9 protein-coding genes are annotated in these 13,042 nt (G+C 68.5%); 4 read left to right on the top strand and 5 right to left on the bottom strand.

The genetic code is table 11. The features are described 5' to 3' along the window. The first annotated feature begins 22 nt into the window (after positions 1-22). Both ACAG25_RS06620 and ACAG25_RS06615 read left to right on the top strand, forming a co-directional pair. Positions 23-433 carry a gamma-glutamylcyclotransferase gene (locus tag ACAG25_RS06620; RefSeq protein ID WP_370487759.1) on the top strand — a complete coding sequence of 137 codons (411 nt, stop codon included), beginning with the start codon at positions 23-25 and terminating at the stop codon, positions 431-433. Continuing rightward, positions 414-1,670: a Zn-dependent hydrolase gene (locus tag ACAG25_RS06615; protein ID WP_370487530.1), complete on the top strand. Its 1,257-nt coding sequence runs from the start codon at positions 414-416 to the stop codon at positions 1,668-1,670. Before ACAG25_RS06620 ends, ACAG25_RS06615 begins: the two co-directional genes overlap by 20 nt. A 9-nt stretch (positions 1,671-1,679) precedes the next feature. Here the strand turns inward: ACAG25_RS06615 and ACAG25_RS06610 are convergent, their stop codons facing one another. After that, positions 1,680-1,907 (bottom strand): hypothetical protein, encoded by a 228-nt coding sequence (locus ACAG25_RS06610; protein ID WP_370487529.1) that lies wholly within the window; start codon positions 1,905-1,907, stop codon positions 1,680-1,682. A gap of 115 nt (positions 1,908-2,022) precedes the next feature. Between ACAG25_RS06610 and ilvA the strand changes: the two genes are divergently transcribed. Beyond that, entirely contained in the window at positions 2,023-3,312 is a 1,290-nt protein-coding gene (gene ilvA, locus ACAG25_RS06605; protein WP_370487528.1) for a threonine ammonia-lyase IlvA, read from the top strand. 4 nt (positions 3,313-3,316) lie between these two features. Here ilvA and treZ read toward each other — a convergent pair whose 3' ends face one another. Genes treZ through ACAG25_RS06585 form a run of 4 tightly spaced genes read right to left on the bottom strand, consistent with a single transcriptional unit; the run spans position 3,317 to position 11,691 of the window. Further along, the gene (gene treZ, locus ACAG25_RS06600; protein ID WP_370487527.1) at positions 3,317-5,050 is read right to left on the bottom strand and encodes a malto-oligosyltrehalose trehalohydrolase; all 1,734 of its coding nucleotides are present in this window, start codon (positions 5,048-5,050) and stop codon (positions 3,317-3,319) included. Continuing rightward, complete coding sequence (gene treY / locus ACAG25_RS06595; protein WP_370487526.1) at positions 5,043-7,343, bottom strand: malto-oligosyltrehalose synthase; 2,301 nt, start codon at positions 7,341-7,343, stop codon at positions 5,043-5,045. The genes treZ and treY overlap by 8 nt, the downstream gene beginning before the upstream one ends. 2 nt (positions 7,344-7,345) lie before the next feature. Then, entirely contained in the window at positions 7,346-9,496 is a 2,151-nt protein-coding gene (gene glgX / locus ACAG25_RS06590) for a glycogen debranching protein GlgX (protein WP_370487525.1), read from the bottom strand. After that, positions 9,496-11,691, bottom strand: coding sequence for an acyltransferase family protein (locus tag ACAG25_RS06585; protein WP_370487524.1), 2,196 nt, complete (start codon positions 11,689-11,691; stop codon positions 9,496-9,498). The genes glgX and ACAG25_RS06585 overlap by 1 nt, the downstream gene beginning before the upstream one ends. A gap of 23 nt (positions 11,692-11,714) precedes the next feature. Here ACAG25_RS06585 and ACAG25_RS06580 point away from each other — a divergent pair, with 23 nt between their 5' ends. Continuing rightward, positions 11,715-13,016 (top strand): adenosylmethionine--8-amino-7-oxononanoate transaminase, encoded by a 1,302-nt coding sequence (locus ACAG25_RS06580; RefSeq protein ID WP_370487523.1) that lies wholly within the window; start codon positions 11,715-11,717, stop codon positions 13,014-13,016. Positions 13,017-13,042: the final 26 nt, after the last annotated feature.

Below are 13,042 nucleotides of genomic sequence, written 5' to 3'. Positions count from 1 at the left end.
GAAAGGTCTTTTCGTGCAACACATGTTCCTCAACGGCACCGCCATGTCCGGGCAGAAGGACCACGGCTGCATCGCCGGTCTGGCCACCCCACTCGGCGCGGCCGCGACCGCGCCCGACTTCCGGTTCTTCGCGGTGCGCGACGAGTTCCCGGGCCTGTTCCCGGTGTCCAGTGGCGGCCTGTCTATCACCGGCGAGCTCTACGAGATGACCGACGAGCTCCTCTTCGACATCCTGTTGCCGCAGGAACCCAAAGAGCTCGAACTCGGGTCGATCCGGCTCGTCTGCGGGAGCACCGTGCGGGCGATGATCCTGCAACCGGGCCGCATCGCGACCGGCGACAAGGTGGTCGACATCGCCGACTTCGGCGGCTGGCGGGCCTATCAGGCGCATCTCGACGCCAACGCGCGGATCCATGACGTCCTCGGCCTGTGATCTGAAGGTCGCCGGTGACCTCGTCACCGCGCGGCTGGCCGAATTGGCGACGATCGGCGCCGACTCCGCCGGTGGGGTGACCCGGCTGGCCTACACGCCCGAGGATGTCCGCGCCCGCGACACCGTCGCGCAGTGGATGGCCGCAGCCGGCCTCGAAGTCTGGACCGACGCAGCCACCAACCTGTTCGGTCGGCTCCCGGGCAGCGACCCGGAAGCCGGAGCGCTGCTCAGCGGAAGCCACCTCGACAGCGTGGTCCGCGCCGGAGCGCTGGACGGACCGGCCGGGGTCGTCGCGGCGCTGGCCGCCGCACAGACTCTGCGCGAAGCCGGCCACACCCTGCGTCACGACCTGGTCGTGGTGGCGTTCAGCAACGAGGAGGGGACGCGCGGCACACCGGGGATGGTGGGCTCCAAGGCAATCGCCGGGCTGCTCACCCCCGAGGATCTGGCCCGACCGGGCGACGGGGCGGTCACGCTGGCCGAGCGGATCCGCGGCGCCGGCGGCGATCCCGCCCTGATCGGCGAGGCCGCCTGGCCGCGCGACCGTGTCGCCGCGTTCATCGAGATGCACATCGAGCAGGGCCCGGTACTGGAGGCCGAGGGCACACGCATCGGAGTGGTCAGCGGGATCACCGGGCAGGTCGGCGTCACGGTGACCGTCACCGGCGCGGCCAACCATGCGGGTTCCACGCCGATGGAGCACCGCCGCGACGCCGCGGTGGCCGCGGCGGAGGTCGTCCTGGCGGTACGTGGTCTGGCTACCGAGGGACGGGTGCGCGTGGCGACCACGGGCATCCTCGGAGTCGCCCCCGGCGTGCGCAACGTGATCGCGGGGGAGGCCGTGCTGGGCGTCGACATCCGGGACGGCGACAGCAGCCGCATCGTCGACGCGCTCAGGCACCTCGAGAGGCAGATCGCCGAGATCGCGGGTCGGACGGACACGGTGATCGAGATGTCAGCGACTCCGGTGCAACCGCCGGTCGACACGGATCCGAACCTGGTTGGTCACATCGTCGCGGCCGCCGAAGCCTTGGGGGCGCCGTGGCGCGAGCTGCCGAGTGGGGCAGGACACGACGCACAGATCATGGCGGTCCTCGCGCCCATGGCGATGGTGTTCGTTCCGAGTCGGGGCGGGGTCAGTCACTCCCCGGACGAGGCGACCGACCCCGAGGATCTGATGTTGGGCGCCGACGTGCTGCTGCGCGCCCTCGTCGCCGCCGACGCCGACCTGCCCTGAGCCGGGCGGTCAGTGACGGGACGAACTGACCGTTCCGCCGATCCAGATGACGCTGGCCACCGCGGCGGCGGTCAGCACCGCGGGCCCGGGCGCAGCGACGATCACAGCCACCAGCGCGAAGGTCAGGAACCCCACGAGGAGGGCGACCACCTTGTAGACCGGCCAGGGCACACCGGCGACCGAGACGGTGGCCGCGCGGGGCGCGGTCACGTCGCGTGCGTGTTCGGCGGTGGTCATGACCTCAACGATAGCCCTCAAGATTGATTTCGGCCACCCGAAACACTGGATTGGGATCGCCCTGTCCCAGCATGCGAATTTCCGGTGAGGTGCAGGCAGATGGCACCATTGACCGGTGTCCACCCCGCTGAGTCAGCAGTATCGTCTCGATCCGGCCGCACCCCTGTGTGCCGCCGACATCGAGGGAGCTGCGCAGCGAATTTCGGGGGTGGTGTCGAAGACCCCGTTGCAGTTCAGCGACCGGCTGTCCGACATCACGGGCGCCCAGGTCTACCTGAAACGGGAGGACCTGCAAGCCGTGCGGTCCTACAAGTTGCGCGGTGCCTACAACCTGCTGATGCAGTTGACCGCCGACGAGACCGCCGCCGGCGTCGTGTGCTCCTCGGCCGGCAACCATGCCCAGGGTTTCGCGCTGGCCTGTCGATCGATGGGGATCCGCGGCCGGGTCTACGTGCCGGCCAAGACGCCCAAACAGAAGCGCAACCGGATCCGCTATCACGGCGGCGACTTCATCGACCTGATCGTCGGCGGCAAAACCTATGACATGGCCGCCCAGGCCGCCATCGACGACGTGGCCCGCACCGGAGCCACCCTGGTCCCGCCGTACGACGACCTGCGCACGATGGCCGGCCAGGGCACCATCGCCGTGGAGATCCTCGACCAGCTCGGCGAAGAGCCCGACCTGGTGATCGTGCCGGTCGGCGGCGGCGGCTGTATCAGCGGCATGACCACCTACCTGGCCGAACGGACCGCGGCGACGTCGGTGCTCGGCGTCGAGCCGGCTGGTGCGGCCTCGGTCGTCGCCGCACTGGCCAGCGGGACGCCGGTGACCCTCGAGCACGTCGATCAGTTCGTCGACGGCGCGGCGGTGGCACGCGTCGGCGCCCTGCCGTTCGACGTGCTCTCCGCCGCGGGTGACATGGTGTCGATGACGACCGTCGACGAGGGCGCGGTCTGCACTGCGATGCTGGACCTGTATCAGAACGAGGGCATCATCGCCGAGCCCGCCGGCGCACTGTCGGTGGCGGCCCTGCTGGATGCCGACCTCGACCCCGGTTCCACAGTGGTCTGCCTGATCTCCGGCGGCAACAACGACGTCTCGCGGTACGGCGAGGTGCTGGAGCGATCGCTGGTGCACCTGGGACTGAAGCACTATTTTCTGGTCGACTTCCCGCAGGAGCCCGGGGCGCTGCGCCGCTTCCTCGACGACGTGCTGGGGCCCAACGACGACATCACGCTGTTCGAGTACGTCAAGCGCAACAACCGGGAGACCGGGGAGGCGCTGGTGGGCATCGAGTTGGCCTCGGCGGCCGATCTCGAGGGCCTGCTGGAGCGGATGCAGGGATCAGAGTGTCACATCGAGCTGCTGGAGCCCGGCTCGCCGACCTACCGCTACCTGACCTGACCCGTCAGGTGCCCACCCGCAGCACTGCCGCGGAATGCGCACCCATCCGGGACGCGGCACCGGCAGCGGCCACCTCGCCCCACGACAGCACCACCTCGCCCGACACCGGAACCTCGACGGTGTCCGTGCCGAGATTGCAGACGATGTCGAAGCCGCCGCGGTGCATGACGAACCACCGCGCGTCCTCGTCGAAGTCGATGCGCAGATTGTCCAGCCACGGATCAGCCAGGTCGGGTTCGTTGCGGCGCAGCGCGATCACAGCCCGGTAGAACGCATACAGCTCGGCGTGCTCGCCTCGGCCGACCTCGTCCCAGTCGAGCTTCGACCGTTCGAACGTAGCGGGGTCCTGCGGGTCGGGGATCTCGTCGGCGTCCCAGCCGTGGTCGGCGAACTCGCGTTTGCGGCCTTCGGCGGTCGCGCGGGCCAACTCCGGTTCGGGGTGCGAGCTGAAGAACTGGAACGGCGACGACGAAGCCCACTCCTCGCCCATGAACAACATCGCCGTATAGGGCGAACCGAGTGCCAGCGTCGCCTTGATGGCCAGCTGACCCATGGACAGGTTCTGCGAGGGGCGGTCCCCGATGGCCCGGTTGCCGACCTGATCGTGGGTGAGTGTGTAGGCCAACAGGCGGGTGGCCGGAATCCGCGACGTGTCCAGCGGCCGCCCGTGCCGGCGTTTTCGGAACGACGAGTAGGTGCCGGCGTGGAAATAGCCGTGGCGCAACGTTTCCGAGAGTGCCTGTAGCGAGCCGAAGTCGCCGTAATAGCCCTGCCGCTCACCGGAGACGGCGGTGTGGATGGCGTGGTGGATGTCGTCGTCCCATTGCGCCGTCATGCCCAGACCGCCCTCGTCGCGAGGGGTGATCAGCCGGGGATCGTTCATGTCGCTCTCGGCGATCAGCGACAGGGGACGTCCGAGTTCGGCGGCCAGCGCGTCGGTTTCGGCGGAGAGTTCCTCGAGGATGTGGTACGCCGTCGTGTCGACCAGCGCGTGCACGGCGTCCAGGCGCAGGCCGTCGGCGCGGAAGTCGCGCATCCAGCGCAGCGCGCAGTCCAGGATGTAGCGGCGCACCTCGTCCGCACCGGCGTCGGCGATGTTGATCGACTCGCCCCACGGGTTGGAGCCGCTCGACAGGTACGGGGCGAACTTCGGCAGGTAGTTGCCCGACGGACCGAGATGGTTGAAGACCGCGTCGATCAGCACGCCCAGGCCGCGGCGGTGGCAGGCGTCGATGAACCGGATGAGTCCGTCCGGGCCGCCGTAGGGTTCGTGCACCGCGTACCACAGCACCCCGTCGTAACCCCACCCGTGGGTGCCGCCGAACGCATTGACGGGCATGATCTCCACGAAGTCGACACCGAGGTCCACCAGGTGGTCCAGCTTCTCGATCGCCGAATCGAATGTTCCTGCCGGCGTGAAGGTTCCGATGTGCAGCTCGTAGATCACCGCACCTTCGATCGACCGGCCCTGCCAGTCATGGTCGCTCCACGCGTCGGCGGCGAGCTGCCACAGTTGGGACCGCTCGTGCACACCGTCGGGCTGGCGGGGGGAGCGGGGGTCGGGAAGGACCTTCGGGTCGTCGTCGAGCACGAAGCCGTAACGGGCCTGCGGCCCGGCGTCCACCACCGCGCGCCACCATCCGTCGTCGGAGCGCTGCATCGGATGCAGCACCCCGTCGACGTCCAGACGCACCTGCTGCGGTCGCGGTGCCCAGACCGCGAACTCCCGCTCAGCCATCGCCGCGCACCAGCAGGGCCACGGGCAGGTCGGCGAACAGGCCGGCGACACCGACGGTGCCGCTGTATTTCGCACCGCTGAGCCGGTCGATCCAATTGCCCTGCGGCAGAGTCAAGGTGGTCTCGCCCCATCCGCTGTCGGCCAGCCTGACGGTCCAGCGGCTCACCGCGACCAGCACGTCGGTGCCGCGCAGGAACGCGACCACATGCTCACTGCGGTCGCCGTCGGCGACCACCGGCCGATACCCGCCGGAAAGGAACGTCTCCGGTCGCTCCCGCCGCAATTGCAGCGCCGCGCGCACGACCCGCAGCTTCGGGTGCGTCATCTGCGCCAGCGCGGTCCGTCGGGCGGCGTAGTCGACGGGGCGCCGGTTGTCGGGGTCGACGAGGCTGTCCTCCCAGAGCTCGGTGCCCTGGTAGACGTCGGGGATGCCCGGGGCCGTGAGGTTGATCAGCTTCTGTCCCAACGCATCTGACTGTGCGTGCGGTGACAGCCGCGACACCAGTGCGGTCATCTCGGTTGCGGTCGGGCCGTCGAGAATCTTGTCGAGCCAGCGGTGTACGGCTGACTCGAAGGAGTCGTCGGGGTCGTTCCAGGAGGTGCGCAGGGCCGCCTCCCTCATGGCCTTTTCGGCGTAGGCGTGCAGTCGTGCGCGCAACTCGTCGGTGACTGCGCCGTCGGAAGGCCAGACGCCGAAGATGTTCTGCCACAGGAACAGACCCGTCTGAGCATCGGGGGAGGGATTGACCTTCTCCCAGCCGCGGACCATCTCCGCCCACAGGCTGGGCACCTGGGAGAGCACCCCGATCCGGGCGCGCACGTCCTCGCCGCGCTTGGTGTCGTGGGTGCTCAGTGCGGTCATCGCCTGCGGCCACAGGCGTGCGCGGACCCCGGCCCGGCGATGGAACTCGGCGGCGCTCACCCCGAACCGGTCCGGCTCGCCGCCGACCTCGTTGAGCGACACCAGCCGGGGATCGCGGTAGAACAGGCAGTCCTCCATGGACTTCGCGGTCGCCGCGCCGCACAGCTGTTGCAGCCGCACCTCGACCTCGGCGTCAGCCGCCAGAGCCGCAGCCACCAGGGTCAGCGGCTCGTCGAGTTCGGGACGGTGGGCGGCGGTCTCGGCGAGTGCCGCAGGCAGAACCGATGCGGTGGCGCGGTAGTCCGACCGGTACACCCCGACGTGGCTGAGCAGGGCAGCCACCGAGTCGGCGAGTTGCGGGTGGTCACGCCCGGTGGTCGCGACGATGGTCCGGCACAGGCGGGCCAGTTCGCTGGCCAGCGTCGCGGTGACGGCCTGGACCTTCAGCGTGCGGGCGTGATCGGCGAAGCCGTGATGGTCAATGCCTACGGATCCGACCAGCTCGGTCAACGCGTCGGCCCCCGTGGGGTCGACGAAGACTCCGCCGGCTTCGCGCAGGGCGTCGTATCCGGTGGTGCCGTGCACCGGAAGGCTCGGGTCCAGCGCTTCGTCGACGGCGAGGATCTTCTCGATCACCAACCAGGACTGCGGACCGATCACCTCGCGCAGCCACGTCAGGTAGCCGGTGGGGTCGGACAACCCGTCGGGATGGTCGATGCGGATCCCGTCGACCACCTTCTCGGTGAACCACCGTCTGACCTCGGCGTGGGTGGCCTCGAACACGGCGCGGTCCTCCTGGCGCAGACCCGCCAGCGAGGTGATCGAGAAGAAGCGCCGGTATCCGCACACACCGTGGCGCCAGCCGATCAGCTTGTAGTTCTGGCGGGCATGCACCTGGGCGCCGGTGGCGCCGTCCTCGGCGGTGCCCGGCGCGATGGGATACACCAGGTCACCGAGGCGCAGCACGTCGCCGTCCACCACGAGGTCGTCGACGTCGTCGTCGGATCCCAAGACCGGCAACACGATCCGGCCGGACGGGTCCAGATCCCAGTCGATGTCGAAGTACGTCGCGTATCGGGACTGCCGGCCGTGGGTGAGCACATCCCACCACCACGGGTTCTGGCGAGGGACGTCCACGCCGACGTGGTTGGGGACGATGTCGACGACCAGGCCGAGGCCGGCTGCGCGAGCAGCGGCGGCCAGACGGTGCAGACCGTCGGGGCCGCCGAGTTCGGCCGACACCGTGGTCGGGTCGGTGACGTCGTATCCGTGCGTGGAGCCCTCGGCGGCGGTCAGGATCGGTGACAGGTACAGATGGGAGACGCCGAGATCGGCGAAGTAGTCCACGAGCTTCTCGGCGTCGGCGAAGGTGAACGCCTCACCGCTGGCCGCACCGCGCATCTGCAGCCGGTAGGTCGACAGGACAGCCATCGTCACGCCGTCTTACGCAGCACGAGCAGGGAGCGGGGGCTCAGGGAGATGGTCTGTCCGGCAGCAACCTGCAGATCCGTTTCGCCGGTCGGGTGGGTGGTGTCCAGCACGCCTGCCCAACCGTTGGCGTACACCCCGTCGGGGGTGACGAAGTCCTGCGCCTCGGCGTGTGCGTTGAAGCACAGCAGAAACGAATCGTCGACGACGCGCTCGCCCCGCTCACCCGGCGCGAAGATGGCCTCTCCGTTGAGGAACACCGCCACGCAGGTGTCGAGACCGGAATCCCAGTCCTCGAGTTCCATCTCCTTGCCCGAGCGGGTCAGCCACGCGATGTCGCGGACCTCGTCGCCGCTGCGGATCGGCTTGCCCTCGAAGAATCGGCGCCGCCGGAAGACCGGGTGGCTCTTGCGGAAGTCGACCACCTTGCGGGTGAACTCCAGCAGGTCGGCGTTCGTCTCGCACAAGGACCAGTCCATCCACGACAGCTGCGAATCCTGGCAGTAGACGTTGTTGTTGCCCGCCTGGGTGCGGCCGATCTCGTCGCCGTGCGAGATCATCGGCGTGCCCTGCGACAGCATCAGCGTCGCCATGATGTTGCGCATCTGCTTGCGCCGCAACGCATTGATGTCGGGGTCGTCGGTGGGTCCCTCCACGCCGCAGTTCCACGACCGGTTGTGGCTTTCCCCGTCGCGGTTGTCCTCGCCGTTGGCGTGGTTGTGCTTCTCGTTGTAGGACACCAGGTCGGCCAACGTGAAGCCGTCGTGACACGTCACGAAGTTGATGCTGGCGCTCGGCCGGCGGCCGGTCGCCTCGTAGAGGTCCGACGACCCGGTCAGCCGGGAGGCGAACTCGCCCAGGGTTGCGGGCTCGCCCCGCCAGTAGTCACGCACAGTGTCGCGATACTTCCCATTCCACTCGGTCCACAAACCTGGGAAGTTGCCCACCTGGTATCCGCCTTCGCCGATGTCCCACGGCTCGGCGATCAGCTTGACCTGGCTGACCACCGGGTCCTGCTGAACCAGGTCGAAGAACGCGCTGAGCCGGTCGACGTCGTAGAACTCACGAGCCAGGGTGGCGGCCAGATCGAACCGGAAACCGTCGACGTGCATGTCGAGCACCCAGTAGCGCAGCGAGTCCATGATCAGCTGCAGTGTGTGCGGGTGGCGGGCGTTGAGGCTGTTGCCGGTGCCGGTGAAGTCCTTGTAGTAGCGGCGGTCGCCGTCGAGGAGGCGGTAGTAGGCGGCGTTGTCGATGCCGCGGAAGTTGACGGTCGGGCCCAGATGGTTGCCCTCGGCGGTGTGGTTGTAGACCACGTCGAGGATCACCTCGATCCCGGCCTCGTGGAACGCGCGCACCATCGCCTTGAACTCCGCGACCGCGCCGGCGGCGTTACCGGTGGCGGCGTACTCGTTGTGCGGGGCGAAGAACCCGAACGTGTTGTAGCCCCAGTAATTTCGCAGGCCCAGGTCCAGCAGCCGATGGTCGTGCATGAACTGGTGCACCGGCATCAATTCGATGGCGGTGACGTTCAGCGACTTGAGGTGATCGATGATCGCAGGATGGGCCAGGCCCGCATACGTGCCGCGCAGCTCCTCGGGGATGCCGGGATGGGACTGCGTCATGCCCTTCACGTGCGCCTCGTAGATCACCGTCTCGTGGTACGGGGTGCGGGGCGGACGGTCGGAGCCCCACTGGAAGAACGGGTTGATCACGACGCTGACCATGGTGTGGCCCAGCGAGTCGACACGCGGCGGAACGCCGCCGCTGGCCAGGTCGTCGGCATTCAGGTCATAGGAGTACAGCGCCTGACCGAAGGTGAAATCCCCGTCGAAGGCCTTGCCGTACGGGTCGAGAAGCAACTTGCTGGGATCGCAGCGGTGCCCGCCCGCCGGGTCCCAGGGGCCGTGCACGCGGAAGCCGTAGCGCTGGCCGGGCGTGACCGTGGGCAGATAGCAGTGCCAGACGTAACCGTCGACCTCATCGAGTTCGATGCGCCGCTCAGTGCCGTCGCGGGCGATCAGGCACAGCTCGACGCGCTCGGCGACCTCGGAGAACAACGAGAAGTTGGTGCCCGCACCGTCGTAGGTCGCACCGAGCGGGTACGGCTCGCCGGGCCACACCATCGGGAACGACGCCGGCTCGGGCGAGGACATCAGTCCTTCCACCAACCGGTGGCCTCGCCGACCTGACGTCCCAGTTCACCGGTCATCGTGCGCATGTAGGTCGACGAGATGTGGTGAGCATCGTGGTAGACCAGCACGTTCCCCTCCACAGCCCGGCAGTAGTCGGCGCGGCACACCGCGTCGCTCATGTCCAGGGGGATCAGCAACGGGAATCGCGCGGTGTAGTCCAGGGTCGGGTTCGAATCCGACAGTACTTCGGACCGTTCGATTCCGCAGGAGATGGCGTCGCCACCGCCGGCCAGGCAGTCCCTCGGCAGGAACGGATCGCCGTCGCGGACCATCCAGGGGGTGTCGCGCATCGCCAGGATCGGTATTCCGTTGTCGTTCAGGGCTTCCCAGATGCCGAGGTAGGTCGACGGCATGACGTCGCCGGGTTTGATGTTCCACGGTCGCGTCGAGGTGGTGAACACGAAGTCCGGCCGGTCGGCGATGAGCCGGGGCAGGACCTTGTCGTTCCATTCGCGGCAGCTCGGGTAGGGATTGTTGTTGCCCATCACCCGGGGCGTCTCCGCGGTGGTCAACGGGCAGCCCATCTTCAGGTAGGTGACGACCTTGAAGTGGTGCATGCGTCCGAGGATGTCCAGGGCGGTGATCCAGTGCTCGGCGTGCGATCCGCCGGCCAGGGCGATGGTCCGCGTCGCGGCCCGGTCGCCGTAGGTGCAGTTGATGACGTCGGAGTCGCCGAAGTCGCTGATGCACCCGTCGAACGTGCTCTGCGGAATGTCGTCCTCGGCTTCGAGCACCGTAGGGCGCATCGGCAATTCGGGGACCTTGACCTGATCGACGAGCGCGCGCGCACCCGGGTAGTCGCGCAGTGACAGGCCCGACAGTTCCTTGCCGTTGGCGCGCAGCACCGTCACGTGCTCACGCCAGGTGAACGACGTCGCCGTCAGCGCCACGCCCAGCAGCGCGACCGTCGAACCCAACACGATGGTGGGGCGGCGCAGCCTCCGCCGCAACGGCACGGTGGGCACGCGTGTCTTGGCGGTCGCCGACGAACGGGATCGCAGCGGGTCCTCGACGTAGCGGGTGGTCAGCCAGGCCAGGACGCCGGAGACCGCCAGCACACCGGCGCCCTCGAAGAACCCGACCCGGGAACTGCCCGTGTAGACGAGGTAGAAGATCAGCAGCGGCCAGTGCCACAGGTACAGCGAGTACGCCATCGCGCCCAGCGCGACGAACGGTTTGGTCGCCAGCAGTCGGTTGGGCGCGGGAATCCGCCCGCCGGTGAACGGGTCGGCGTGGCGGTTGGCGGCCGACAGGATGAACAGCAGGGTCGCACCCACAGGTACCAGCGCCCAGGGCCCCGGGAATTCCTGGACGCCGTCGATCAACGCGCCGCAGGACAGGATCGCCGCGAGGGCGACGGTCGCGGCGAGTGTGCGCAGCCACATCGGGGCGCGGACGTAGGGGACGACCGCACCGACGAGCGCGCCGAGGAGCAGCTCCCATGCGCGGGCGAAGCTGTTGTAGTACGCCGTGGCCTGGTCGGCGTTGTGCGCGATCGTGGCGTAGACGAACGACGCGACCGTCAGGGCGGTGAGCAGCACCACGAACACGACCCGCATGTACTTGCCCAGCGGGCGGCGGAACGCGAACGCCGAGAGCAGGATCAGCGCCAGGAACGCTATGTAGAACTGCCCCTGCACCGACATCGACCAGATGTGTTGCAGCGGACTGACCGACTCGCCGGCGCGCAGATAGTCCGACGCCGTCCGCGCCAGCTCCCAGTTCTGGTAGTAGCCCAGACTGGCCAGGCTCTGGTCGGCAAAGGTCTCCCAGCGTGTCTCGGGCTGGATCAGGATAGTCAGCACCGCCGATGCGGCCAGCACGACCACCAGCGCCGGCAGCAACCGCCGAACCAGTCGGGTGACCTCGGGAAGCGGCCGCAGCGACGCGTCCGGCATCAACGCGTTGCGCAGCAGGCGACCGCCGAAGAAGAAGCCCGACAGCACCAGGAACACGTCGACGCCGCCGGAGACCCGACCGAACCACACGTGGAACACCGCGACCAGCGCGATGGCCACACCGCGCAACCCGTCCAGATCGTGCCGGTAGAACCCGCTGTTGCGGGTGCCCATGCCAGGTGCCGGGGGTTTCACGGCAGTCCGGACTGAGCCCGGGGTGGCGCGCGACGCCGGCCGGGCAGGGCTGAGGGTCATCATGATCGGGGGCTAATCTACCGAAGGTGAGTGCGTTGACGCCCATCGAGATCAGCGCCATCGACGCCGCTCACATCTGGCACCCGTACAGTCCGATCGGTTCCGACGCCGTGGCGCCCCTGGTGGCGCTGGCTGCTCACGGGCCCTACCTCACCGTGTTCCACCAGGGCCGCGAGATCGACGTGCTCGATGCGATGGCGTCCTGGTGGACAGCGGTGCACGGCCACGGACACCCCGTCCTGGACGCCGCCATCACCCGGCAGCTCGGCCGGATGAACCACGTCATGTTCGGGGGTCTGACCCACGAGCCGGCGGCACGGCTGGCGCAGCTTCTCGTCGAGGTCACCCCCGCAGGGCTGGAGACGGTCTTCTTCAGCGACTCCGGTTCGGTCTCGGTCGAGGTGGCCGTCAAGATGGCCCTGCAGTACTGGCGCAGCAGCGGCCACGCCGCCAAGAGCCGCCTGATGACCTGGCGCGGCGGCTACCACGGCGACACGTTCACCCCGATGAGTGTCTGCGATCCCGACGGCGGAATGCACCAGCTGTGGCGAGGGGCGCACTCGCTGTTGGCCGACCAGATCTTCGCCCCGGCGGTGCCCACCGATTACGACCCCGGATACGTCGAGGCGTTCGCCGACCAGATGGCACAGCACGCCGACGAACTGGCCGCGGTGATCGTCGAACCGGTCGTGCAGGGCGCCGGCGGGATGCGCTTCCACGATCCCCGCTACCTGCGCGATCTGCGCCGCCTCTGCGATGAACACGGCGTCCTGCTGATCTTCGACGAGATCGCCACCGGCTTCGGCCGCACCGGCGAGTTGTTCGCCGCCGACCACGCCGGCGTCAGTCCCGACATCATGTGCGTCGGCAAGGCGCTCACCGGCGGCTACCTGACCCTGGCCGCGACGCTGTGTACCCGTGAAGTGGCCGCGACCATCAGTGACAACGAGCCCGGCGCCTTGATGCACGGGCCGACGTTCATGGCCAACGCGCTGGCGTGTGCGGTGTCGGTGGCCGCGGTGGAACTGTTGATCGCGGGGGACTGGCGCACCCGGGTGCGCGCGATCGAGGCCGGTCTGACCGACGGGCTGGCTCCCGCTCGCGACCTCGCCAACGTCGTCGACGTGCGGGTGCTCGGCGCCATCGGTGTCATCGAGGTCGACAGACCCGTCGACCTGCGCGTGGCGACCCCGGTCGCCGTCGAGAACGGTGTCTGGCTGCGTCCGTTCCGCAACCTCATCTACGTCATGCCGCCCTACATCTGCACACCCGAGCAGATCAGCGACATCACCTCGGCGATGATCGCCGTCACCCGTGCACTAGCCTGAACGGTGTTCAAGATCTCGGCTCGGCC

The organism is Mycobacterium sp. pV006, from assembly GCF_041287115.1.
Taxonomy (GTDB): domain Bacteria; phylum Actinomycetota; class Actinomycetes; order Mycobacteriales; family Mycobacteriaceae; genus Mycobacterium.
Note: the sequence above shows the minus strand (reverse complement) of the source record. Positions and strands in the feature narration are given on the sequence as shown.